A 26,973-nucleotide genomic window follows, 5' to 3' on the forward strand; every position below is an offset into this window, starting at 1 on the left:
AAGGAGTTTAACTGTATGGCCGAAATTAAAGATCCAGAAAATACCTTAATTCTTGAAACAACGAAGGGAAGGGTTATTATTGAATTTTTTACTGATTTAGCACCTATTCATGTTGCACGGGTTAAAGAGCTTGTGCGTGAAGGGGCTTATGATAACGTTATTTTTCATCGTGTTATTGATGGTTTTATGGCGCAGACTGGTGATGTGCAATTTGGAAAGAAGGATGGTGAAAAATTCAATTTATCACGTGCTGGTATGGGTGGTTCAGCAAAACCTGATTTAAAAGCAGAGTTTTCGAATCTTTCTCATAAGCGTGGTACAGTTTCTATGGCACGTAGTCAGAATCCAAATTCTGCTAATTCGCAGTTTTTTATTTGCTTCGCCGATGCTCCTTGGCTTGATCGCCAATATTCTATATGGGGGCAGGTTGTTGAAGGTATGGAAAATGTCGATCAAATTAAGCGTGGTGAACCTGTTATCGATCCTGATGCAATCATTAAAGCTACGATTGCTGCGGATAGAGAGTAGGATAATGAACTGGTTTCAACCATAAGCTTGTCAAGCGAAGATATTCCCGTTTGATTGTTGTCTTGAGTTTGGTGGAGATCCGTTATTTCTGCTTATGATCTCCATAAAGCATTTTGACTGCTTTATATTTCTTTACAGTCTGAAATTCTATCATCTTTAGATGAAAGTAAGCTGGTTGTGCCTTTTTTATTATTTTTTCTAGTTTATTGCTTACTTATGGCGGTTTATTAATGTTATTTTGCACGAGATTTTGTACTCCTGAGAAGAGATAAAAATATGTAGTAATTCATTGTTTACAATGAATATTTTTTGCCACTTTGCCACTATGAAGTATGATCTCAAATGTGAGAGCAAAATTTTGAAAGAAGTAGGAAAAATTTCTAAAATCGAAATCTTACAGAAAAAAGGGGGAAAGTCTCTGAGAGATTTTTAAAGAATCGGTGAGAATTCGTTGAGAAATAAATTTGTGCAAAATTAGATATCAAATTAAAAAAAACTATCGTCAAGTTACATCCAAGTCTGAGACTTTATAATTACTATGCCACTTTTGTCATTCTAGCACGATTAACTATGTTCAACAGAGCTCAGGAGTATAGGATAATTACTCCTTCACTGTTTTGTGTTTCATAAACGTCCGTTCTATCTCTCCAATCCATAGCTGGTTTATTCGTGGTTTTGGTGTTGTTGTTTATGATCAAGCTTTTGCTTTTTCTGTTATCTGTAAATTAACATCTAAACTTGGTGTTGCAGCATGTTTGGGACAAAGATTGAAACGAAAATAAGGGTTTTCTCTACTGTTGCAGCTTTTGTATGCCAAATAGAAACAAGAATATTGCTTATCTCTTTTGGTATAATTTCTAAAACAGGGAGACAGACTCATTGTGGAAAATATGGATTTGTGGAAGTAAAAACCAGTTAACAGCTTACACATCACCTTTTGGTTAGATTTTACCACTTTCAAAAGTATTTAGGAGTAATGGTGGGTAGCTGCGCTATAGAGGAGCTGCTCCAGCAGCAACTGCTGGAGCAGTAGCACTAGCTAGCTACTGTGAGTAGAGCTTCAGCTTTTTGCGGAACAGGGAGTGCTTTAGGAGGAGGAGCAAGTGGTGGAATGGGCGCCGGAATGAGCGGTGGTGGTTCTATGACGGGAGTAGGTAACAATATAAACGCTTATCAAATGACAGGAAACTCTTTTAAAATAGTGATAATAAACCTCAATCGGGCGGAAATCCACATGTAGTTGGAGGGGGAAAATCGTTTTACCAGAACGCATCAGTCTCAAGCTAAATCGGTTTCTCTAGATCAAACTCGATCAGTTTTTTGCAAAATTAGAGATATCACCGATATGAATTTAAAAGGCATTGGAACTATGGCTGTTTTTTGTGTTCTCGAAATGGAAGATGCAGCAAACCTTAGTTTTAATGCTTCACCTACACCACTAGAATATAACGATATTAAGTTCTCTCGTGATAATAAATCCCAATTCGATGGAGCTAGAACAAATAATATTTTTGCAAATACAATTTCTGGAGCATCATCTGAGATAGATAAGAGTTAAAGAAGCTATGATTTATTTTTGAGAAATGGATGGTGGCTTCTTTATTTTAAGATTTATAATTCATGATTTTATCATTGTAGGATATTTTTAAAATGCATGTCAACGATCTGTAGATGATGTATCTGTTTCAAAAAACTTTTTAGCTTGTTCTTCTTTTTGTTCTCGGCGTTTTTCTTCTTCACTTTTACCACAACCTGTAATGCCTCAATCCTGTAGTCAATATAGCCATGCATATTAAAATAATTTTTTCGTTTTCTTTCTCAATAACGTGAACTTGCAGATATATCTCTTTCCTCTCCAGTATTAGGATCTACCACTTTTGCTTCGTGATAGGTGTCTTAAAATAATCTGATTACCAGTACAAATTTCAGGTTCGTTAAGAAAAGGATTTTCATATGGGGAGCATCGTTTTTGTTTGTAACAATTTTTCCCCACATGCCAGCTGCGATTATGACAGGCGAGCGACTTTCATTGATTCACTATGAGAGAGTTTGCAATAAGAAAAATTTATTGTGTTCGGGATTATCATTCAAATTGAAAAATGGTTTATTGTCATTATAAATCAATAAGTTGCAATAATTATTGCAGTGTAGCTCCTATTTTTATGCAAGGGGAATTAGGAGGAATCTAATGGAAAGAAAATAGTCTAGCGTAAAAGTTAGTATGAAGGTTTTTTTGTCTAGGTGAATGAATTATTTTGTTTGTTTCACAAGCAGATATAAGAAGATTTTTATATTCACCTCATTTGAAGGTTTTCGATGAAGGGAAGATGTAAGTTTCGAGCTTATGAAAGTTATTTGAATTTAGTAAAAAGCCATTGATACTAGCTGTTATATGCCGTTGATCTATATGGGGCCTGCTAAACCATGGTTAAGATATTTTAAGATAAGAAAAGTCTGAAGCTTTTGTACTTGTTAAAAGGTATAGCAAAAATGCTAGATTTTTTTGTTTAAGCTACAATTTCAGATAAAAGGTGGAGCGATGATAACGGTTTATTTGTAAAGAATAGGATTATTAGCATCGAGAAGTCTGGCATCAGATTTTATGGATTGGCAAAGGATTTATTGTTTATTGGGGGATGGTTTTTTAGGATGTGAGTGAGGAGTTAGAACTTTATCCGTCGTTTTTATTGGGAAGTTCATTTTATTTTAAAAATAGTAAGAGTTCTCCTGATATCGCATCGATAAATGTTATAATCTTGGCATCAGGCAAGAGAATTCATGTCCGGTTTTTGGAAGCATTTGCCAAGAATTATCGGTTATGATGGTGATTTATGAGGGATAATGCTCCCTTTATTTTTGTGCATGTTTTTACTGAAAGTGTAGATGATGTGCTTGAGAGGTTATTTCTCATAAGAGGGAAGTGTTGAAAAAACAAAGGTTGGAGCAGGAGAGTCATGCCCGTAGTGGAGTGCTTTGAGTTGTTTTCTTAATATTTGCTTCTCATTCCAGATATTGCAATGATATATAGTCCAATCAGATTAGCTTGTTGAATGTTTAGAATGCACAAATTATTAGTGATAGAGGGTGGGTTGAGAGAAACAAAAACTCGGGTTAAGGAAGCAAAATACCCTTCTCTTCTTTTTTCTGCTCAATTCAAAAAACGGTTTAGAACAATGATAAACATCTTGATTAAAATGTCACTTTATCAAATATTTTTTAATCAATTCGAATACTTCACATATATGTACGCCCTAATGTTTTGATAAGAAAGTATTTTCTTTTTTATAAGTTTTCTTTCTTAAGTTTCAATTATTTTTTGGGATCAAAGCGTGAGAAGTCTATAGAATCCCGTTACTCTGTTTGCATTTTATCAAAAAATTGCTAGACAACTAATTTTCTACCTTTCTTATAAAGGTAGAATTTTTTTATTTGTAAAAGTGAAAGGTGTTAGAGACGATGCAATGATTCAAAAGTTTCTTCTCTCCAAGCTCAGTTTGCTTGGTGTTATTGGTTGTTAAGAGCCTATAAAAATAAGAACATATTGTCGAAACAAAGTTTTTTTAGTTGTTTAACACTGTTATGAATGATTGTAGCTATCTTGAGGTATTTCTGTATTAAGCACCCTCAGTATTTTTGTGAACTTAGATTATCAACTTAATTATTGTGATCGCTTAATGATACAACTTTATTCATTTTATTGTTTCATGCTGAAGTACATATTTAGCGAATCAAAGATCAATTTCCTACAGCTCATGATGAATGTTATCAAAAGAGTTCTCTCTTTGTTTTCTATGACGATATGAGTTTATAAAATCAAAAAGACGAGAGTGATGATAAAGACATTTCATTATAGAAAAATTGCTCAAGATGGGTGTGCACGTCGGGGTGAAATTATAACGGGACGTGGGTGTATTCGTACACCGGCATTTATGCCCGTGGGAACAGCTGGAACCGTTAAGGCTATGTATATGGATCAGATACGTGCTCTTGGAGCAGATATCATTTTGGGCAATACATATCATTTAATGCTGCGTCCAGGAGCTGAGAGTGTTGCACGTTTGGGAGGTTTACATCATTTCTCACGTTGGCATGGACCTATTTTAACCGATTCTGGTGGATTTCAGGTTATGTCGTTGGCAGGAATCCGTAAAATTACCGAACAAAGCGTGATTTTTCGCTCTTACATTAATGGAGCGTACTATGAAATGAGTCCAGAGCGTTCCATTGAAATTCAGGGGCTTCTTAACTCTGATATCCAGATGCAGCTCGATCAATGTATTGCATTACCTGCAAGTGAAAAAGAAATAGAGTCTGCTATGGAACTTTCATTGCGATGGGCACAGCGTTGTAAAACAGCTTTTGGTAATCAGCCAGATAAGGCATTATTTGGTATTGTTCAGGGCGGTGATAATATGAAAATGCGTGAACGTTCTGCTCAAGCATTAAAAGAGATGGACTTGAAAGGCTATGCTATTGGAGGGCTTGCAGTTGGTGAACCGCAGAGCGTTATGATAGCTGTGTTAGAGGCTACTTGCCCAATTTTGCCAGAGGATAAGCCACGTTATCTTATGGGAGTTGGAACACCTGACGATATTTTACAAAGTGTTGCTCGTGGTATTGATATGTTTGATTGTGTAATGCCAACACGTGCAGGGCGTCATGGTCTAGCTTTTACCCGCTTTGGGAGGATTAATTTGCGTAATGCACGCTATGCAGAAGATCCACATCCTCTTGATCCACAGTCACTTTGTCCTGCAGCAAATGATTATAGTTGTGCTTATTTACATCATTTGATTAGATCTGGTGAATCTCTTGGTGGTATGTTGTTGACTTGGAATAATCTTTTTTATTACCAACAGCTTATGCAGGGAATTCGTGATGCTATTGAGGAAGGGTGTTATGCTGATTTCTGTGCTGAAACTCGTTCTCTATGGAAGAAAGGGCGATAAACCACTGGTCTTCTGTATAGCTGTTTACCTTTTACACATTGCTCAATTATTTTTATAGTAAGAACTTTTGCTTAAAATATGAAGTTAGAAATGCTTTCCAAAGCATAAAATTACACTGCTCTCAAAAATGGATATGCAATTTTATCGGCACATATTCCCTCTGGAAGGTAATACCTTGGTGATTGCAAGCAAAACTGTTACTCCGGTACGCACTACCTGATCCGGAGAAAAACAGTTTCTCTGTTGATGATGATTGTTTAGAGCAACAATATTAATGAGGAGTTAGCGAACCCTTAAAGAAGTATGAAGATTGCGTTTTTATAAGGTATTTTTGTATTTTTTCTTTCAAGGTCACTGTTTGAAAGTAAATTTCAATAAAAATGTAATTTATATTACAATTTTGAAAATTTTCATAAAAAATTTAAAATATTTATTAATATTTTATTATAATTAACTAATTTATAAAACATCAATAATTCTATTTTATAAAATAATAATACTTATAATATAAGCTAAGTTTATATTATTTTTATCTAAAAATTTATATAATATAATATATAAATATTTTAAATTTGCAGAGATATATTTTAATAAAGTTATTAAGAAGCCAATAGAAAAAAGTGAAAATGTAGGAAGGCAAATAAATGTTGTTGATAGACAACACATTAAAATAGATAAAAAACTATCTGATGATATTCCCACCTATCAGATGAGAGAGAAGGCAATATTCCTAAAATAAAATTATTTGATAAATGTAAAAAACAAGCAATCTTATTATAAGAGATTTTAAATGAATTTAAAATAATTCATCAAGATGGTTTCACAGTACAAATTATGGATTAGCCATTTGATGGACATACATTCTCTTATGAAGATAAAATCATAAATAGAGAAATAATAGATTTTGTAGCAGTTTTGTATTTATATCAAAATAGTGGTGAGATATTATTTACTCATTTGCAATGTATTCTTCGACAAATCTTATAAGTGTTTATAATATATGGCATACTGTCTCAAAATAAATGTTTCATTGTAAAATTTAAACTACTGAAAAGATGGGAAAAAGTTCATTATCTTACCACACTTATAAAAACAGGTGAACAAATCTATAGCTGTTAGGCATTCAAAAATTTTTCATTAAAGAATAGCACTTAAAACCTCATAAAATGCTCCATATATCAAGATATTCTTAAAAGCTTTATTGTGGATGACTTCATATGTGTGTGACAATGTTTTGAGTTTTTGTTTATTCATTATTACAGATATTTACGATTAAAAGTTCTATCTATATAGAAGTGATTATATGAAGGTTTCTCATAAACAAAACGTTCTTGTATCAGGAATTGATGTAAGAACACGGCGTTTGGCAATCTTAGCTCTTGCGGTGGGAAGTTTTGCTATTGGTACGGCAGAGTTTGTTGCAATGGGATTGCAGCCGGAGATAGCGCGAAGCTCATCTGTTGATATTCCGACAGCGGGTCAATATGTTTCTGCTTATGCATTGGGTGTGGTGATTGGAGCACCTCTTTTAGCTGTTGCGACAGCTCAGTTCTCACGCAAAACTGTTTTAATAGGGCTGATGTTTTTTTATGCGCTGGCAAATATTGCTAGTGCTTTTTTTGCTGATTTTAGCATATTAGTAGCGTTGCGCTTTCTGAGTGGGCTTCCGCATGGCATCTATTTTGGTCTTGCGACTATGGTTGCAGCTTCAATGGTGGAAATGAATCAACGCTCCAAAGCTGTTGGATCTGTTATGCTTGGTTTAACAATAGCGACCGTTTTGGGAGCACCTGGTGCAACTTGGATGGGACAGATTGTTGGTTGGCAGATTGCTTTTATTCTTGTCGGTACTCTTGCTTTATCGTGTTGTTTGCTTGTTTGGAAATTTTTGCCTTCCGTTCTCAATGTTTCAAAAACAAGTCCTTACCACGAATTGAATGCGTTAAAGCAAAAGCAGGTGTGGTTTCTCTTGCTAATGGTTTCTGTGGGAGCATCAGGATTATTTTCTGTTTTCACTTATATTAAGTCAACATTAATGCATATTTCTGGTGTTTCGCTTGATTGGGTGCCATTTATTATGCCGTTCGTTGGATTAGGGATGGTGGTCGGTAATCTTTTAGGGCCTAAATTTGCAGTGAAAGTTGGTATTTCACCAATGATATTTTGCTCTATGCTTTGGAGTACATTTATTTTTTTTCTTTTTTCTTTTTATCCCATGCTCCATTAACAGCAGTATTAGGATGCTTTTTGATTGGTACTTCTTTTGCATCTATGCCTTCTATACAAACAAAAATCATGGATGTTGCTTGCCATGGACAGATTTTAGCAGGAGCATTAATGCAATCTGCTTTTAATATTGCCAATGCTCTTGGAGCAGAATCTGGAGCGTGGATTTTGAAGTTAGGTTATAGTTATGAATATACCGCTGTTCTTGGGGGGCTTTTAACACTCTGTGGGTTAATAATTTTTTGCTTTTCATGGTATACGGAAAAATGTGATTAGCATTTCTTTTCGCTTTTGAGAGAAAAAATATTTTTTATTCAGTTCTTTGATTGTCCTGTTGGGTTTTTAAAGACGCTATAAGAAACGCGTAAGGCAAATGGAATACCAAGACAAAATAAAAGACTGATGAGTACTGCAAGAAGAGTTTTTGCTGCTAAAATCATTCCTATGGTTCCTCCAGGATTAAAGATCCCAGCAAGATTGGTGATTGTTCCTGCGAGTGTTGCGCTTAAGGCGGCTGAAAATAATTGTACAGAGGTGAGGGATTCGCTTGCACGTAAAGAATCCTCATCATTTGCACATTGTAAAATCCGTTTTAACAAATGCGGCCATGCTATACCAGCACTTACTCCGATAGAAAACAATGCTAAGCAAATAATAAAAACAGATTCAGGTCCTGAAACTTCTGTTGGAATGAGCCATAAAAGAATGCCTATGCCTAACAGGCTTAATATGGGGGAATAGAGAATCATTCGATGAATTTTTTTTGCTGATATATTGGCACTTAATAGCACGCCACATGTCCAACCAAGGCTCATGAGTGCCACTATGTAACCGGTAGTAAGTGGCGCTTGTCCATGAAGCTCTTGAAGAAAAAGTGGAAAATAAAGCTCTATACTGTATACGACTGTCGTCATAATGAGGATGAGTGCATAAACAGGAAAAAACTCAGAAGAGAAAGAAAAGGATTTACGCGGTAACATAGGATGAAGCGTAGAGGATTCGATCTTTGCGAGAAAAAAGAGAAGGCTTAATCCGATAATTAATCCGCAGATTTTTGTGATTGTTGTGTCGGTAGCGCCTCCAGCAGAAATGATAAAAATTGATAAGATAAGTATGAAAAGTTGTGGGAGAGGGAGCGGAGATGTTGGAATATGGTTCTTATGTTCTTTTGGCAAAACTTTCAAAGCTATAAGTAAAAAAATTGTTGCTAATGCACCAATTATCCAGAAGGATATTCTCCATATGCCATATTGTACAGAAATACCACCGATAGCTGGTCCTAACAAGGTTGATATTCCCCACATTCCAGAGATAATGCTCAATGCATGCGACCATAAAGATGGATTGAAAATAATACGTACCATAGAATAGGATAAGGATAGCAGAGAACCACTTCCAAATCCCTGAATAAAGCGTCCTGCTAAAAATAATGGCATATTCGAAGCAATACTGCACGTAAAAGTGCCAATAATAAAAATGAGGTTAGAGATAATATAGGCTTTGCGAGGGCCTATTTGCCCTAATATTTTTGTCGCCAGTGAAGTACCAAGGAGTGAAGCTGTAATAAAAACAATAGCTACCCACGAATAATATAACTCACTGCCAATATCATTCATAAGAGAGGGCAAAATAGTAATAACAATATAAATGTTAGTGGCATGCAACAAAACGCCGCCTGTAAACGTTAAAAAGCGGATACCATTCTCACCCGATAAAAGTGCAGACCAATTCTGTTTTTTCACTTTTTTACTATTTATAAAAAATCCATCTTTTCTAATTTATAAGCGAGTTTTTTGTCTTTGCCAAGAGAGGTTTCAAAGCCCTCCTTTTGTAGAGCTTTGGAATTTTGGAATTTAAATGAAATGATGATTTAATTTTCCATTGCTTTTTTGAGATTTTCAGCAATTTTATCGAGAAAACCTGTCGTGGAAAGCCATTTTTGTTTAGGTCCAATCAGAAGTGCAAGATCTTTGGTCATAAATCCTTCTTCAACGGTTTTAATACAAACGTTTTCCAATGTCTCGGAAAAGTTTTTTAATTTCTCATTGTTATCAAGTTTGGCACGGTGCGCCAGTCCACGTGTCCATGCAAAAATAGAGGCAATAGAATTTGTTGATGTTTCTTCATTCTTTTGATACTGACGGTAATGGCGTGTTACTGTACCGTGTGCAGCTTCTGCTTCAACGATTTTACCATCTGGTGTCATGAGAACAGAAGTCATAAGACCAAGGGAACCAAAGCCTTGAGCAACAATATCTGATTGGACATCACCATCATAGTTTTTACAGGCCCACACGTAGCCCCCTGACCACTTCACCGCAGAAGCAACCATGTCATCAATCAGGCGATGTTCATAATATAATTTGCGGTTTTCAAATTCAGCTTTAAACTCTACATCAAATATTTGTTGAAAGATGTCTTTAAAACGACCATCATAGGCTTTCAGAATGGTGTTTTTTGTTGAAAGATAAACTGGAAGATTCCGTTGTAGTCCATAATTAAAAGATGCCCTAGCAAAATCACGAATTGATTGATCAAGGTTATACATAGCCATGGCAACCCCTGCACTTGGGGCATCAAAAACATCATGTTCGATAACTTGATTGTCATCACCAACAAATTTAATACTTAATTTTCCTTTGCCAGGGAATTTGAAATCTGTTGCTTTATATTGATCAGCAAAAGCATGACGTCCGATAATGATTGGTTTTGTCCAGTTAGGAATGAGGCGGGGAACATTTTTACAGATAATAGGCTCGCGAAAGATGACACCTCCTAAAATATTACGGATTGTGCCATTGGGTGATTTCCACATTTTTTTTAAGTTGAATTCTTTAACACGCGATTCATCCGGTGTGATGGTTGCACATTTTATACCAACACCATATTTTTTAATAGCATTAGCGGAATCGATAGTTACCTGATCATTGGTTGCATCACGATTTTCCACGGAAAGGTCGTAATATTTAAGTTCAATATCCAAATAGGGATAGATCAATTTTTCTTTGATATATTTCCAGATGATACGGGTCATCTCATCCCCATCGATTTCAACAACGGGGTTTTCCACTTTAATCTTTATCATTAGAAGTCCTTTTTCGTTTAAGTGAAATTATTTTATAGCACTTCCAGGCTTATAATGAAAAGTAAAAACAGGAATGATAAGGGGCCATTTAAATGTGACACGATTAGAGCATATCATTTATAGAGTGTAAAATTTTAATTGAGAGACTCATGTTTTATAGATTTCACTGAGAAATTAGGATGTTTGTCACATTTTTGTCTTCTGGAGAGATTGGAGAAAAGTGCACACCCACTTGGAATAGGAAAAATCAAAGGGTGGCTTTATGCTTTAGCTGAACATACAGATTTTTTTATAAGAGAAACAAATGCTTGCTATAAAGTCCTTACATAAGCTCTTATGATTCGCTTAACAATGAAACTTCTCTTATATGTATTAGAATTTTAAACGATTTACTCTAAGAAAGTTTAGAATCTTTGAAAGAATTATTAGAAAAATCTATCAAAAAGGGACAAGCTGGTTAGCCGTATTAAGAAATCTTATTCCCGCACCTTTATTCTAGTGCCCCTAACCCTAAAAAAAGATATGAGAAATCAGCATGTTATTTGATAAAAAACAAGCATGGTACGCCCAAGGGGAATCGAACCCCTGTTTCCGCCGTGAAAGGGCGGCGTCCTGACCGCTAGACGATGGGCGCAAACCAATGATGAGGCTTATAGAGAGGATCTTTTTACTTCGCAAGCCCTCTGTGTAATTTTTTTGAAAAAAATGTGTTTTTATTAAATTATTTTTTGCCTACGCTTCTATTACTCTCATCTCGTTTTTTACTTTTTAAAATTTTGTGTGAAAGAATATAAAGAAGATTTCTAATACTGAATAGAAAGTTTTGCTGTTAGAGTCATGACAATCGAATGTTCTTTTTGTTGTTTCTGTTTTATAAAAAAGTAGAGAAATAAAATCAGCTGTTTTGAGGTATAGTATGTTATTGTTTTGTACGGTGTGTGCATGGTGAGAATCTTGCTTTAATTCCTTAAAATCTTTCATGAAAAACAGTATTATTTTAGAATTTTTTGTAGTAAAGAAGTTAATTTAGAGCATTTTACTGAAATAAAACAGCAATATTTATTGCTCATTTCATTAATAATGCTATCGTGTAAAATTACCTCTTATGTATAAGTTTATAGATTGATTTAATGGAATAAAAGAGAATTCCTCCCATTAAAAATGAAAAACATTGAATCATATTGCGTAAAGCACAAGTCAATCATTACTCTTCATATTCACCTCTCAAATAATTAAAGCTGAGAAAACTTTGAAAAAATTACAGTCTTACTCCTTACATCTGAATTGTTTTTGTCTAGAGATGTTTTTTATGCAGAGAGATGATTGAAGTATGAACAATCTTAATTTTCTAGTATTTTAAGCTTTTGTCGATCAGTTGATATCAAATTTGGGGTTTCCAAATTTCACCTTTATTTGCAATATTTCAGGATTGCATTGTATATTAAATCAGCTTTTGTAATTTCTGCTTTGATGTAAGATCTCATTTAAGCTGTAGGGTGTTTAAGACTTTTGGATGAAAGGAAAGAGACTTTTCAGAGAGAGCAAGCTGTGCAATGATAGTATGGTATTATCTTTTAGCCTGTCTTATTTCATCCATTCTCTTAAATTTATCTTATGAAAGACTGTTATTTGTTCAATCGTTATTAAATTGGGAAAGGCATTCTGCCTATATTTTGTAAGTTTTCAAAAAGCAGTTGTGGATTGTTCGTTGAGAACTTTTTGTTTCTTGAATTTATTTTTTATGGAAAAGATTTTGTTTTTTCTCAGAAATGAAACTGTTCTTTTCTAAATTTATTTATGACAATCTGAATCTGTAGGTTTTAAAATTTTCCATTGAGAGTATCTGTAACAGTTTAGTTCATGTGTCAAACATGTTTTAATGTTAAGATAAGCAGATCAGTTTTTCCCTTGGAAAAAGATGAGTTATAGTTTTTTATGTATGTAAAATCCTATTAGAGTATGATGCATTTCTATTTTTATAAAAGTTATCATTAGGAATGCCTTTTAAAAATAAGATTTCTTTGTATCTTGCTATCATGCGAAAGATGTATAAAAGAACTGTGGGGGCGTAAGTGCAAGTTTCTCTTGTACTCATTGCAGTCTTCAGTATTTAAATCAATCACTTTATAAAAGTTTTTAGTCTTTGAAAAAGATAAATATTTGTGTTCTCTAGGAATTTTAATTGAACAAGCAATGTTATCATATTAGAAAAAAATTAGGTTAGAGAGAGTAGGAGACTTTTTTAGATTTTATAGGTTGCAGAGTATCATTTTGCGTTAATTTGCACATCATGTGACGTTTTTGAGTAAAGATTTAAGGTAAGCAATTAGATAATGGAAGAAACTTTAAAAGTTGGCATTGCAGGACTTGGTACGGTTGGGAGTTCAGTTGTTCGAATTTTATACGAAAAAGCCGAGAGTTTTGCTTGTCAATGCGGACGATCAATCAAAGTTGTTGCTGTTAGTGCGCGTGACAAAAATCGCAATCGGGGAATTAATCTTAGTAATGTAAAATGGTTTGATTCCCCTGTGGACATGGCGTCTTCTGATGAGATTGACGTTTTTGTTGAGCTCATTGGTGGCGAATCAGATGTTGTGCATGCAGCTGTTAAAAAGGCACTTGAGAGCGGACATCATGTAGTTACTGCCAATAAAGCGCTCCTTGCTCGGCATGGGGAGGCACTTGCGGTTAGTGCAGAAAAAAAAGGGATTTTTGTTCATTTTGAAGCTGCCGTTGCAGGGGGAATTCCTGTCATTAAAGCGATGAGAGAATCACTTGTCGGTAACCACGTATCACGGATTTATGGTATTCTTAATGGAACTTGTAATTATATATTAACACGCATGTTTACTGAAGGACTTTCATTTAAAGATTGTTTGGCAGATGCGCAGAGGCTTGGTTATGCTGAAGCTGATCCCACTTTCGATATTGGGGGAAATGATACCGCCCATAAATTAGCTTTATTGACAAGTTTGGCATTTGGAACAACGGTTTCATTAGACGATGTGTATGTCGAAGGAATTAGTAATATTTCACAGATTGATATCCGTGCAGCTGATGAATTGGGGTATCGCATTAAGTTGTTAGGGGTTGCATTAAAAACCGATACTGGAATCGAGCAACGTGTTCATCCAACAATGGTACCGACATCATCAATGATTGCGCAGATTCACGGTGTGACGAATGCTCTTTCTATTCAAAGTGATTTATTAGGGGAATTACTGCTTTCTGGTCCTGGTGCTGGAGGAATGGCAACAGCATCAGCGGTTATTGGTGATTTGGCTGATATAGCGAAAGCACGTTCTGGTTTTCAATATGCACCTGTTTTAGGAAGACCAGCATTGGGACTTATTCCTCACAAAAAAGCACGTATCTCTCATCATGCGGGTGGTTACTTTATTCGTTTGAATGTTTATGATCGCGCTGGTGTTTTTGCAGCGGTTGCAAGGCATATGGCTGATAATCACATTTCATTAGAGTCGATTGTTCAAAGACCTTTTGTAGAAAGTCAGAGTGTGAAAACAATTATTTTAATAACTCATGAAACAACAGAGGTGAATGTACAACAAGCACTTACTGCTATTGAAAAAGATGGTCATCTTATTGCAAAGTCTCAATTTATTCGTATCGAACCTATGGTATAGAATTGACACTTTGTTTTATATAATAGCAAAGAGGAAGCTTGAGTGTTTTTTCTTTTAGAAAGTTCTCATCTTTGTCAAAAGCTTTATTTTAAATGCTTGGTGATAAATACTCATATTTTTTATAGTACTCATTCAGTAGGATTTTTCATATGCCCACAACTCAAAAAAAATTAAATGGACTTGATCGTATTCTAACGCTTGAGTTAGTACGTGTCACTGAACGCGCTGCTGTTGCAGCTGCACGCTGGCGCGGGCGTGGTGATGAAAAGGCTGCTGATCAAGCAGCTGTAGATGCAATGCGTCAGGAACTTAATCGATTGCCTGTTGATGGTACAGTGGTCATTGGCGAGGGTGAACGTGATGAAGCTCCTATGCTTTATATTGGAGAAAAAGTAGGTCTTCAAAATGGATTGGCAATTGATATTGCACTTGATCCACTTGAAGGAACCACAATTTGTGCAAAAAATCTTCCTAATTCTTTAGCTGTGGTTGCAATTGCTGAAAAGGGTAACCTCCTTTATGCTCCTGATGTTTATATGAAAAAAATTGCTATTGGTCCTGGTTATCCAAAGGGGATTGTTGATATAGATGTTTCTCCTAGCGATAATATTCACGCCCTTGCAAGGGCTAAGGGAGTGGCTGTTAATCAGATTACTGTTTGTATTATGGATCGGCCTCGCCACGAAAAACTGATTGATGAAGTACGATCAACAGGGGCATCAATTCGCTTAATTGGTGATGGGGATGTTGCTGCCGTTATTGATACAACTGATCCAGAGGAAACAGGCATTGATATCTATATGGGTATTGGGGGGGCACCAGAGGGTGTGTTAGCTTCCGCAGCATTACGCTGTATCGGTGGGCAGATGCAAGGATGTTTGCTGCTTGATACAGATGAAAAAATCGCACGTGCAGCTAAAATGGGAATCGATAATCCTCATAAAGTTTATACAATGGAAGAAATGGCAAAGGGTGATGTTTTATTTTCTGCAACAGGTGTAACGGACGGAAATATGCTCTCAGGTGTTAAATTCACTTCTCGTTACATTCAAACAGAAACCCTTGTGATGCGTTCAGGTACTGGTACTGTTCGTAATATCAAAGCACAGCATAGAGACCATTCAAAATTTGATTAATTCTCTCTTTTTGCTGTTGTTATTAAAAAATAGAACAGATCTTTTGCAAGCAGATGCTTCCATGAAGGTTTTCAGAGCTGCACTTATGGAAGCATCGACAGTTATATTTAGAAATATCTTTTTTATTGCTATGAGATCTGAATAGAATGTACCCAGCCATTTTCATCTTCTCTATTGCCTTTTTGTAGGTCAACAAGTTGTGTACGAAGTTGCTTTGTGACCTCGCCAATCATTCCATTTCCAATAACAAGTTCACCATCTTTATATTTGAAATGGCCGATTGATGTGACAACAGCAGCAGTACCGCAAGCAAAAACTTCTTTCAGCTGACCACTTCGTGCATCTTCCTGGAGCGCTTTAAAAGAATAAGGGCGTTCTTCTGTTGTTAAACCCATTTGTTGTGCCAACTGTAAAATTGAATGACGAGTTATTCCTGGAAGGATGGTGCCATTAAGTGGAGGGGTTACAAGTGTATTATCTGCCATAATAAAGCAAACATTCATACCGCCTAGTTCTTCAATCCACTTATGTTCAACCATGTCAAGGAAAAGTACTTGACTACAATTGTTTTGTTCTGCATTCTTTTGTGCAAGTAAGCTTGCTGCATAGTTACCACCACATTTTGCTACACCTGTTCCGCCTGGACCAGCACGGCTATAATCTGTTTCAAGCCATACGCTGACAGGTTTTTCTTCTCCTTTGAAATAGGATTCAACAGGAGAGGCTATGATACAGAAAATATATTCTTTAGAAGGGCGAACACCCAAAAAGTTCTCACTGCCAAACATGAATGGACGTATATAGAGGCTCGCATTGGGATTTCCAGAAACCCACTTCTGATCAATTTTTACTAATTGATGAACGGCATCTAAAAAAACATCTTCTGGCAATTCTGGCATGGCTAATCGTCTTGCCGATTCTATAAAACGCTGTGCATTGGCATTAGGGCGAAATAACAAAATACGTCCATCTTTTGCACGATATGCTTTGAGACCTTCAAAAATCTCTTGCCCATAATGCAGAACAGTACTTGCTGGATTAATTTCTAAAGATTTGTATTGAGAGATGACAGCGTTATGCCAACCTTTCTCTTTCGTCCAGTTAATGATCACCATGTGATCTGTAAAAAATTGACCAAAACCAGGATTTTGGAGAATACGCTTACGCTCTTCGTTTGATAGAGGGGATGGATGTTTTTCTATTTTAAATGGGATTGATGATGTAGGAGATTTCATAAGTAAAACCTTTGATACGTTTTATTGCTAAGTATTTTTTATTATAAAAAACAATGAACTGCTTTCATCACAACTTTATTATTAGCAAATGATTTGTGTCAATGCCTTATTATAGAATTGAAAGAGAAGGCTCTTGAGAGGTATTGTTTATTTCTTTTTTCATGATTTTTCTTCGCAATTCTATCAAGTCATCTGGAACCTTTATACCTCTTTGTCGTTTTCACAAAATAAGGACCTGAATAATTTCGTATATGTATATCTTTTAAGCAAAGCTAGGGGAATTAGGAAAAGGAATTCACTATGATTGATAGAAATTACCAAACATATGAGGAGCGGATAGCTGCAGAAAAGACAGAGCGTGAACAGCGCAATTCACTTGGCAAAGGCATTTTTGCTATTCTTCTTGCCCTTTTCGTTCTCTGGTTTATTTTTGGCTTTTTAGGATCTTTTTTTACAAAATCTCCCGAACGGATCTCTCATGGTAACACCATAGAACCAAGTCAAACTATTACACGCCCGAGACAAGATTTAAATCCGACAGTTCCAGTCCCTTATAGCCATAAGGATATGAGATCGCCTTCATTTTATCAGCAAAATTCTTCAGAGGAAAGAATTCAACCAAGTGCTGATCAAGGTGTTCAATAATCTTAAATTCTTGAACTGGAAAAAATCTGATAGGATACTCATTTCTGCAATAAAATCTGCAATAAAACAAGTCATTACTTCATTGGGAGAAAAAACAATAATGCAACGGCTGTTAAAACTGTTGCATTATGTGTTTAGCATTTGTTTAGCGTGTGATGAAGCAACTTCCTCCAGAACTTTTGATGTCTTCACAAAGGTTTATCGCTTCACTACGGTTTTGTGCTTGAATACGAACACGGTAATAGGTTCCTTTTCCAGGTATGAGAGCAGACTGAATATTTAAAGGACGCGTGCCGATAAGGAATCCAAATTTAGACTTCATTTTTTTCAAAGAATCCTGAGCAAGTGCTTGTGTTGGTTGAGATGCAAGCTGTACATAATAATTTTCTGAATTCTGTGTGCGCACCTGAACTGGCGGGATTTCGCGAGAAGCTGCAGGCGTTTGTACTTGTGAATTGCTCTTTGTATGTGAAGGAAGTGGTACAAATGAATTTTCAGTTTTTTTCTCAACATTTGCTGTCGAAATATTTTCAGAGATTATTTGATCAATATCGGTCCTGAGATTATCTTCTGTTTCTTTGTTTTTTGTATTAGAAAATTGTGAAGAAACGGATTGGGATTTTTGAGGTTGATCCACAGTAGTCTGCTCGATCTTTTCTGCTTCATGTTCGTCCGCAGTTTTTTTCTCTGTTTGATTCATTGGGGCGAGCATAACTGTGCCATCTTGTTTTACAATAACAGTTTGTACTTCTTGCGTTGGAACAGTATGATTGAGAGCTTCTGTTACTGCATCTTCAACATCAGAATCATCAACAGAAGAGGGAGAAAGGCTTGGAGATTCTTGTTGATTTAATGCTGCTAAATCTTCAGGGTGTTCCGAATTATCAATAAGAAATTGTTGCGTGTTTTCTTGTTTTTCAGTTTGTCCTGTTGTTTGTTTATAAATATCTAAATTATACGCGACATCACTCTTTGTTTCTGTTGATTCTTGCTTGAATTTAAAAGGTGTGTTGTCAGCGTGGATAATAGGTGTGCTTTCATTCTTTTGTGAGGACATAAAAAAGCGAGAATAACTTACAAAACCAACTGCTATCAAAATAAGAAGAATAACACTCTTGGTAAGAGTTTTACTAACAATAGAATTCTTTAGAGGAGGAGGCGTTGATGAATGAATGGCGGGTTCATCTGCATCTGTGTATGATAAATTTTCCGTAAGAGAGGAGGAATAATACCCCATATTGTTCGCAGAAAAATGATTGGAACCCTGTTCTTGGCGATTTATAGAAGCATTTTCTTTTGAATTTTGTATGGTTTGATGAAAGATTTCATTGAAAACTTCATCTTGTTGTTTTGGCTGTGAAAAATTTTCTGCTGGAATATTTCCTACATTCAATACATCGGCAAACTCTTCTTTTAAACCATCAGTAGGTACATTATATTCTGGGATTTCATATGGAACTTCTGGAACCATAATCGGTGCAGTTTTTTCTACGATTTCTTCAGCAAATTTATAAGTATCGACATTTGGAGGAGGAGTATCCCTGTGCACAGTAGTGTTATGAGCAAAAAAATGATTTTTTTGCGTATCCTTAAAGACACCTGATGAGGATAACCTCTCATTTAAATTCTTTTGTTTATAAGCAACCTCTTTTTCATTGTTTTGCTTAGAGATATTTTCAGTATTATTGATGTATTGGGCTTGAGAATCAACATATGGGGGAGTTTGTGCAGCAGAAGTTTCTTGTTTTGAGAATTTCTCTTCATAAAATTGAGGATAGGAATCAGTATGATTTTCTTGTAGAAAATCTTTTAAATCAGATGGCTTGTTGGTTTGCGCCGAATCCAAAGATGGTGGAAAGTCACTTGTTGTTTCATTTCTTGCAGAGTCTTTTTTCTCCGAAATAAGGTTGGCAGATGCAAAATCAGCGTTTGCTTTCATAGAAGGAGTTGGAGCATTGGTATAATATTCTTCAATCCAATTTTCTTGGTCAGCTGAAACTTCATAGGGATGGTTTATAGAAGCGCTATGGAGGTTTTGATTGTCATCATGATTTTGTTGCGGCACAATTTTTTGTGAAAAATGGCTCTCTTGTTCACCTCGTTCTGGAGGAGCTCCACTCTTAACGGGTCTTTCAGTTCCATCAAAAAAGAAATTTTTTGATGGTGCATCGAGTTTGTTTTTTTCAAAAGAGGAACGAGCAGGAGCCCATGCTGTCTTATTTTGAGATGACAGATTCTTCTGAATGGGTAAGGGAGAAAGCGCGTCTAAAATTTGCTCTTCATCATGGGACGAAGGTAAAGAGTGTTCTTCTTTAGACAAAAAACTGTTTTTTTCTTGATTTTTAAAAGAAGAATTTAATGTAGTATCTGAAGTTGTTTTATTGCTGGTTTTATGTAAATTATACTGTTTTTCTTGCTTATTAAGTGGTAAGTCACTGGTTAAATTATTTTCGAATTCTGCTTCTAAAAAGGACAAATCAAAATCATCATCATGAAATGAAGTGTTAGAGGGCTTAGTTCTCGACTGGTCATTTTGTAAAGAAGAGGGGTCTTTTTGATTTTCGCTCTTTTTATTTGAAGCAAAAATTTGCGTAAATCTCTCCAGAGGATTATGATATTCATCATCCTGTTTCATTTCATGCGGATTTTTGCGATTGTTATCGCTCATAGCTTTTCTCACATAACGCTCTGCATCTGCGTGCAACAAATAGTTAATTCTGATTGTTTATATTCTTAAATATAAACCTCACCACTCCTAAAAGGGTACACGAAAAATTTATCAATAAAGCACTCATTTTACGCATTTGTACAACTTTTTCAACGCATTTCTGTTGCAGCTTTGATTCCCACAATTGCAAGTCCTGATGATAAAATATTCATGATAGCTTTTATCAAGCCCAATCTGGCAAAGGAGAGTTCCTTATCATCAGGCTGAATAAAACGTAAATCGAGATTATCACTTCCTTTGTTCCAATGGGCATGAAAGCTGGAAGCAAGATCATAGAGATAAAATGCCAATCGGTGCGGTTCTTTATGGACCACGGCTTGTTCAATGATGCGTGGATATTCAGAAAGTTTGCGTATTAAAAATATTTCATGATCGTCTGTTAATCGGTTAAGATGTGCAATCATTTTGTCATTTGAAACATTTTCAATCTGGAGGGTTTCTTGCGCTTGACGAAAAACTGAATGGCAACGTGCACTTGCATATTGTACGTAAAAAATAGGGTTATCTTTTGATTGTTCTGTCACTTTTGCAAAATCAAAATCAAGAGGTGCTTCACACTTACGGTATAGCATCATAAAACGTACCGGATCACTCCCGACTTCTTCTACAACATCTCGTAAAGTGACAAATGATCCTGCTCTTTTCGACATGCGTACAGGATGACCGTTGCGAAACAGTTTTACCAATTGACATAAGAAAACACTCAACTTCGCTTTATCATTAGAAATGGCTTTTGCCATTGCTTCTAATCGCTTTACGTAACCTGCATGATCTGCCCCTAAAATATAAATCATTTCGTCAAAACGACGATTGAATTTATCATGAAAATAAGCAACATCGGCAGCAAAATAGGTGTAAGAACCATCAGATTTCATTAAAACACGGTCTTGATCATCTCCAACATCCGTTGAACGGAACAAAGTTTGTTCACATGGCTCCCAGTCTTCAATGTTTTGTTCTTTTGGGTTTTGTCCTTTTGGTGGTGGGAGCTTTCCTTTGTAGATATATCCCTTTAAAGTAAGGTCATTAATCGTATTACGAATAGCGCGCGCATTATCGGCATAAAGCATCCGCTCAGAGAAAAAGATATCATGATAAATATTAAGGGCAGCTAAATCTTTACGAATCATTGACATCATTGCATGAATCGCACGCTCTTTCACGATAGAGAGAGCTTCTTCTTTATCCATGGTGAGTAATTTATCGCCAAATTCTTGAGCAAGCGATTGACCCAATGGTATCAAATATTCACCAGGATACAGCCCTTCTGGAATTTCATCGATTTTTTGTCCAAGAGCTTCACGGTAACGTAACAATACGGAGTGGGCAAGGACTTCGATTTGTTTACCAGCATCATTGATGTAATATTCTTTTGTAATGTTATAGCCAACAAATTGCAGCAAGTTAGAAAGAACATCTCCCACAACAGCACCACGGCAATGCCCTACATGCATCGGGCCGGTTGGATTTGCTGATACATATTCAACATTGATGCGCTTTCCCTGTCCCATGGGGATACGACCATAAGATATACCTTTTTCAAGCATGGATTTTATTGCATCTTGCCAAAATGATTTCGTAAGCTTAATATTGATAAATCCAGGGCCAGCAACATCAATACTCTCGATAGAGGGATCATTTTTGAGAAGTTCCATGATTTTTCCTGCAAGTGCACGTGGATTTAACCCAGTAGCTTTCGCAAGCACCATGGCAGCGTTGGTTGATAAATGTCCATGTGAAGAATCGCGCGGAGGGTCAATGGTGATTTTTGATAAATCTAAATCTTCTCGATTTTTTCCTTTTATATCAGATAATTCTAATGATTTTTTAATTTTATTCTCGAAGTTTTTAAAGACATTCATATTCAACTTCCATTATGTATTCAAAAGCGATTAAACGAAATTATCTGTGCAGTCAAATAAACGCTGATATTCACGTAGAGCATAGTGATCGGTCATACCTGACAGAAAGTCAGCAATGAGACGCGCTAACTCTTGATTTGTTAAATGAGCTGCTTTGTTGTGCCAATTTTCAGGCATGACATTTGGATTTTTATAATAACATTCGAATAATTTTTGCACAATGCGTTTTGCTGCATTGCGACGATAGAGAACTTGATCATGGTAATAAAGGTTTTTAAATAGAAAGTCTTTTAGTTCTTTTTCGTAAGCAGCCATCGTAGGAGAAAAGGTCACAATGGTTTGTTTTGCTTGGTAAACATCGTTTATGCTTGTTGGTTTGATATATGCCAAGTTTTCTTGTGATTGTTTGATAACATCTTCAACCATGGTTGTTATTTGTCGGCGCACGAGTTCGTAGCCACGCCGAGTTTGATCGAGTTGTGGATGCGCTTTTCTTATATCGTTCAACAATGCCGCAGTGAGTGAAACTTGTTCGAACTGATCAAGTGTTAAAAATTGTGATCGTAATCCATCATCAATATCATGTGCATTGTAAGCAATATCATCAGCAATTGCAGCACATTGCGCTTCTAGTCCAGCGAAACAATTGAGCTGAAGATCCTGCTTTGCATTATATTGTAGAATATCGATAGGAACATCTTTGTTGTTCGCATAAGGACCTAAAAGGGGCCCGTTATGTTTCACAAGTCCTTCAAGTGTTTCCCAAGTCAGGTTAAGTCCATCAAAATTGGCATAGCGCTGTTCTAGTTTTGTAACAATGCGTAACGCTTGTGCATTATGATCAAAGCCGCCATAAGGTGCCATTGCTTCGTTAAGGGCGTCTTCTCCTGCGTGGCCAAAAGGTGTATGTCCAAAGTCATGAACAAGGGCAATGGCTTCGGCAAGATCTTCATCAAGACAAAGTGCACGAGCTAATGTTCGTGCAATTTGAGAAACCTCTATTGAATGTGTTAGTCGCGTACGATAATGATCACTCTCATCAGCAATAAACACTTGGGTTTTATGTTTCAGACGTCGAAATGCGTTAGAATGAATAATACGATCTCTATCGCGTTGAAAAGGTGATCGTAGAGTATTCGTGGTTTCATAGAATAATCTGCCACGGCTTGTCTGTGGGTTGGCACTATAGAGTGCTCGAGATTGGTAATTGAAATTGATCTTGCTTCTATCCATTGCAAGCTATCCATTCTCATCCTAAATTTAAATTGAGATTGCTTTTTATTATGAATAAATTCCTTTTTATTGAGAATACTCTTTCTTGATAGTTTAATGCAAGGATATATAAAATGGGCGTGAATATTTCAGATGCAGCTGCTAAACGGATTGCACAGATACTTTCTAGTGAACCGGATAAAATAGGATTACGGATTTCCGTTGAAGGTGGTGGGTGTTCCGGTTTTTCTTATAAATATAATTTGGTTTCTGAAACAGGTGAAGATGATTTTGTTTTGAAAAAAGATGGGGCGATTGTCCTTATTGATTTACTCTCGCTTCCCTTCATGGAAGGGGCTGAGATTGATTTTGTTGATGATCTTATGGGGCAGTCTTTTCAAATTCATAATCCCAATGCTGTTTCATCATGCGGTTGCGGTGTAAGTTTTTCGATTTAGAATGGTGACTTTGTGGTATTGTTTCTTGAAAAGATTATCGCTTTGGTCAACAATGCAGAAATGGCTATTCTTACAAAAATATGGCGCCGATGTTTGTGGTTAGGCGTGACATTTATTCTTTCAGTGATTTGGAGTCATCATGCTTTTTCTCAGGAAGGGGGAGAGCAGAAGCGTCAACAAGAACAATCAAGAAGTTTTATTTTAAAATCTCAAAACACTGAAAAAGAAAATTTAGTTTCTCAGACCCAACTCATATTGCATGCTCGGTTAACAAATAGCAGTGAAAATATTGTAAAAGGACTTGTATGGCGGGTGTATGCTCCTATCCTAGGGGTTGATAATAAATTACCACTGATTGCAACTTATGAGGGGGGGAGCGCACGTTTTGATTTAGAACCAGGAAGTTATCTTGTTCATGTTTCCTTTGGTCATGCAAGTGCGTTGCGCCATGTAAACTTAGAAAATGGAAAGAGCCTTGTTCAAAATTTTAATCTTGATGCTGGTGGTATTATTTTAAATGCTACATTATTAAATGGTGCAGTTAATGAAAAGGAGTTACGCTTTACCATCTATGAGGATGAGAAAGAAAACGATGATACGGGTGTGATTCTATCAAATATTAAACCTCATTCTATTGTACGTTTGAAAGCTGGTCGCTATCATGTTGCTTCCCATTATGGTTCCATTAATGCTGTTGTTCGTTCGGATATCCAAGTGGATGCCGGTAAAATTACGGAAGTCACTCTTGAACATCAGGCAGCTCAAATCGTTTTAAGATTGGTACGGCAAGAAGGAGGAGAAGCGCTTGCCGATACAAGTTGGTCTATCACCAATGATTCTGGTGATATCATTTACGAAACAGTTGGTGCTTATGTTTCGCTGGTGTTAGCTGAGGGGGAGTATATTGCAGTTGCTAAAAATAAAGATCAAATTTATCAAAAGGTTTTTTCGGTTGTTTCTGGCCGTGATGAAGATATAAATGTGGTGGCGAAAGCACAAAATATGCAACAAATTAATGAAGAAATCGATTAATGCTTGTGCATGTGCATAAACTATTATGGAAAGCGGATAGAGAGTTTTGGTTGTAGAAATTTCGACAATTGGTGTATTTTTTGCTGGTGCACTCTCTTTTTTATCACCGTGTGTTTTGCCGTTAGTTCCTCCTTATTTGTGCTATATGGCAGGTATTGGTATTGATGATTTTCGTTCAGAAAACCCTAAGGGGAGAGTGTTTATACGGTGGGCGCTGTTATCTTCTGTTCTTACCTTTGTGCTGGGGTTTACAACCGTTTTTGTTGCTTTAGGTGCTAGTGCAAGCACAATTGGAAAGTTTCTTACTTATTATCGTGATTGGTTTGCACTCGCTGCTGGAATTGTTATTGTTATTTTTGGTTTGAACTTTTTGGGTCTTTTAAAAATTGCTTTTTTATTTCGTGAAGCACGTTTTCAAACGCTCAAAACGCCTTCTGGTCCTTTAGGCGCTTACATTATTGGTTTAGCTTTTGCATTTGGTTGGACACCTTGTATTGGTCCGATTTTAGGACCCGTTATCACACTTGCTGGAACAAAAGAAACCGTGGGTGAGGGAGCTGTTCTTTTAGGGGTTTATGCTTTAGGTCTTGGTGTACCTTTTTTGATGGCAGCTTTATTCTCAAGCAGCTTTATGAGATTTTTAGGAGCTTTTCGTATTCATTTAGGGAAAGTTGAAAAAATTATTGGTATTTTTTTGATTGTTACGGGTGTTTTATTTTTAACAGGTTCTATGCAGGATTTTTCATTTTGGCTTTTGGAACATTATCCTTCGTTGAATAAGATTGAAGCTGTTCATTGGCATGATATTATGAGTTTTTTAGGATTTTCTCGTTAGTTTGGTGAATTTTGTGATGAGAAGTTGTCTTTCTATTGTTCTTGCAGCAGGTGAGGGGACGCGTATGAAATCCTCGCTTCCTAAAGTGCTTCATAAAATTGCTGGATTGCCGCTTATCTGCCACGTCATAAAACAAATAGAATTCGCCGGTGCTTCACAATTAGCAGTCGTTGTGGGGTGTGGGGCTAAGGATGTCACTGAAATTGTTCAGTCATTTGTAAAAAATACAATGATTTTTGAACAAAAAGAGCGTTTAGGAACGGCACATGCTGTTTTATCTGCTCGCGCAGCTCTGCAAAAAGGGGTGGATGATGTGCTTATTGTTTTTGGTGATACTCCTTTGATTGAGCAAGATTCATTGCTGAAAATTCGTGCACAACTTGCTACTGGAGCAGATGTGGTTGTTGCTGGTTTTCGGGCTCAAAATCCAACCGGTTATGGGCGTCTGCTTGAGAAAAATGGTAAACTTATTGCAATTGTAGAAGAAAAAGATGCGAGCGATGAAGAAAAAAAGCTCTCTTTTTGTAATGGTGGGATATTGGCTCTTCAAGGAAAGCATGCACTTTCTCTTTTAGAGAAGGTTGGTAATAACAATGCGAAGCAAGAATATTATCTCACAGATATTGTTTCTCTTGCAGCATGTGAAGGATTAGATATTCGTATTGTTGAAGTGCCTTTTGAAAATATTGTTGGGATTAATAATTGTTTTGAACTTTCTGAAGCTGATGCTTTGTGGCAAAAACGGAAAGTGCGCGATTTAATGTTGGCTGGTGTGACAATTCTTAAACCAGAGACGGTTTATTTTTCTTATGATACAGAGATTGAACCTGGTGTTATAATTGAGCCAAATGTTTATTTTGGATTAGGGGTGAGAGTACACTCTGGTGCAGTTATTCATGCATTTAGTTATCTAGAGGGTGCTGTGGTTGGTACAGATGCGCGAATTGGACCCTATGCACGTCTGCGACCTGGAACAGAGTTGGCAGGATCGGTAAAGATTGGAAACTTTTGTGAAGTCAAAAAAGCTAAAATAGGAAAAGGCTCCAAGATTAATCATTTGAGTTATATTGGCGATGCAGAAATCGGAGCACAGGTCAATGTTGGAGCTGGAACTATTACTTGCAATTATGACGGATTTCATAAACATAAAATTATGATTGGTAATCACACTTTCATCGGATCTAATTCCGCACTTGTTTCTCCATTAATGATAGGAGATGGCTCTTATATCGCTTCAGGCAGTGTGATCACTGAGGATGTTCCTGTGAACAGTATAGCTTTGGGGCGTGCACGACAAGTGACGAAAAGGGATTATGCAACGAAATTGCGTGCACGTTTATCAGAAAATCAACAGAAAAAGTGATCATTTTTACGCTATTTTTCTTTGTTTTATGGTGA

General features: G+C 36.3%; 17 protein-coding genes, 1 tRNA gene and 1 pseudogene. 12 read left to right on the plus strand and 7 right to left on the minus strand.

Annotated features, from left to right (window positions below):
- Positions 1-15: 15 nt before the first annotated feature.
- The 5 genes and pseudogenes from BN200_RS06150 (at position 16) to BN200_RS06170 (ending at position 7,979) form a co-directional block, all read left to right on the plus strand.
- On the plus strand, positions 16-528 hold the full coding sequence (locus BN200_RS06150) for a peptidylprolyl isomerase (protein WP_019221669.1): 513 nt from the start codon (positions 16-18) through the stop codon (positions 526-528).
- A 1,048-nt stretch (positions 529-1,576) separates the two neighbouring features.
- Complete coding sequence (locus tag BN200_RS06155; protein ID WP_019221672.1) at positions 1,577-1,768, plus strand: hypothetical protein; 192 nt, start codon at positions 1,577-1,579, stop codon at positions 1,766-1,768.
- 105 nt (positions 1,769-1,873) lie between these two features.
- Positions 1,874-2,086 (plus strand): hypothetical protein, encoded by a 213-nt coding sequence (locus tag BN200_RS09380; RefSeq protein WP_034989193.1) that lies wholly within the window; start codon positions 1,874-1,876, stop codon positions 2,084-2,086.
- Between the two features lie 2,272 nt (positions 2,087-4,358).
- Complete coding sequence (gene tgt, locus BN200_RS06165) at positions 4,359-5,477, plus strand: tRNA guanosine(34) transglycosylase Tgt (protein WP_019221675.1); 1,119 nt, start codon at positions 4,359-4,361, stop codon at positions 5,475-5,477.
- 1,303 nt (positions 5,478-6,780) lie between these two features.
- Positions 6,781-7,979, plus strand: a pseudogene (locus BN200_RS06170) (MFS transporter).
- A gap of 38 nt (positions 7,980-8,017) precedes the next feature.
- On the opposite strand, the gene BN200_RS06175 reads toward BN200_RS06170, so the two are convergent.
- The 3 genes from BN200_RS06175 to BN200_RS06185 form a co-directional block, all read right to left on the minus strand.
- Complete coding sequence (locus tag BN200_RS06175; protein ID WP_019221676.1) at positions 8,018-9,445, minus strand: MFS transporter; 1,428 nt, start codon at positions 9,443-9,445, stop codon at positions 8,018-8,020.
- A 128-nt stretch (positions 9,446-9,573) separates the two neighbouring features.
- Complete coding sequence (locus BN200_RS06180) at positions 9,574-10,788, minus strand: NADP-dependent isocitrate dehydrogenase (RefSeq protein ID WP_019221677.1); 1,215 nt, start codon at positions 10,786-10,788, stop codon at positions 9,574-9,576.
- A gap of 559 nt (positions 10,789-11,347) precedes the next feature.
- Positions 11,348-11,422 (minus strand) — tRNA-Glu (locus BN200_RS06185).
- Positions 11,423-13,121: 1,699 nt separating this feature from the next.
- Between BN200_RS06185 and BN200_RS06190 the strand changes: the two genes are divergently transcribed.
- Entirely contained in the window at positions 13,122-14,432 is a 1,311-nt protein-coding gene (locus tag BN200_RS06190) for a homoserine dehydrogenase (RefSeq protein WP_019221679.1), read from the plus strand.
- Between the two features lie 149 nt (positions 14,433-14,581).
- The gene (gene glpX / locus BN200_RS06195) at positions 14,582-15,568 is read left to right on the plus strand and encodes a class II fructose-bisphosphatase (protein WP_019221680.1); all 987 of its coding nucleotides are present in this window, start codon (positions 14,582-14,584) and stop codon (positions 15,566-15,568) included.
- Positions 15,569-15,696: 128 nt separating this feature from the next.
- Here glpX and BN200_RS06200 read toward each other — a convergent pair whose 3' ends face one another.
- A complete protein-coding gene (locus BN200_RS06200) occupies positions 15,697-16,803 on the minus strand; it encodes a branched-chain amino acid aminotransferase (protein WP_019221682.1) in 1,107 nt (368 codons plus the stop codon).
- A 300-nt stretch (positions 16,804-17,103) separates the two neighbouring features.
- On the opposite strand from BN200_RS06200, the gene BN200_RS06205 reads away from it, so the two are divergent.
- Positions 17,104-17,448 (plus strand): hypothetical protein, encoded by a 345-nt coding sequence (locus tag BN200_RS06205; protein WP_019221683.1) that lies wholly within the window; start codon positions 17,104-17,106, stop codon positions 17,446-17,448.
- A gap of 145 nt (positions 17,449-17,593) precedes the next feature.
- Here the strand turns inward: BN200_RS06205 and BN200_RS06210 are convergent, their stop codons facing one another.
- The 3 genes from BN200_RS06210 to BN200_RS06220 form a co-directional block, all read right to left on the minus strand.
- A complete protein-coding gene (locus BN200_RS06210; RefSeq protein ID WP_034989266.1) occupies positions 17,594-20,116 on the minus strand; it encodes an SPOR domain-containing protein in 2,523 nt (840 codons plus the stop codon).
- Between the two features lie 149 nt (positions 20,117-20,265).
- Positions 20,266-22,038, minus strand: coding sequence for an arginine--tRNA ligase (locus tag BN200_RS06215; RefSeq protein ID WP_019221685.1), 1,773 nt, complete (start codon positions 22,036-22,038; stop codon positions 20,266-20,268).
- A gap of 30 nt (positions 22,039-22,068) precedes the next feature.
- Positions 22,069-23,271, minus strand: coding sequence for a deoxyguanosinetriphosphate triphosphohydrolase (locus BN200_RS06220; RefSeq protein ID WP_019221686.1), 1,203 nt, complete (start codon positions 23,269-23,271; stop codon positions 22,069-22,071).
- A 113-nt stretch (positions 23,272-23,384) separates the two neighbouring features.
- On the opposite strand from BN200_RS06220, the gene BN200_RS06225 reads away from it, so the two are divergent.
- From BN200_RS06225 to glmU, 4 genes are read left to right on the plus strand one after another with little or no spacing between them, the layout of a single operon-like run.
- Complete coding sequence (locus tag BN200_RS06225; protein ID WP_019221687.1) at positions 23,385-23,708, plus strand: HesB/IscA family protein; 324 nt, start codon at positions 23,385-23,387, stop codon at positions 23,706-23,708.
- Between the two features lie 12 nt (positions 23,709-23,720).
- On the plus strand, positions 23,721-24,740 hold the full coding sequence (locus BN200_RS06230; protein ID WP_019221688.1) for a hypothetical protein: 1,020 nt from the start codon (positions 23,721-23,723) through the stop codon (positions 24,738-24,740).
- 46 nt (positions 24,741-24,786) lie between these two features.
- On the plus strand, positions 24,787-25,575 hold the full coding sequence (locus BN200_RS06235) for a cytochrome c biogenesis CcdA family protein (protein WP_019221689.1): 789 nt from the start codon (positions 24,787-24,789) through the stop codon (positions 25,573-25,575).
- Between the two features lie 16 nt (positions 25,576-25,591).
- Positions 25,592-26,938, plus strand: coding sequence for a bifunctional UDP-N-acetylglucosamine diphosphorylase/glucosamine-1-phosphate N-acetyltransferase GlmU (glmU, locus tag BN200_RS06240; RefSeq protein ID WP_019221690.1), 1,347 nt, complete (start codon positions 25,592-25,594; stop codon positions 26,936-26,938).
- Positions 26,939-26,973: the final 35 nt, after the last annotated feature.

This window comes from Bartonella senegalensis OS02, assembly GCF_000312545.1.
Lineage (GTDB): Bacteria > Pseudomonadota > Alphaproteobacteria > Rhizobiales > Rhizobiaceae > Bartonella > Bartonella senegalensis.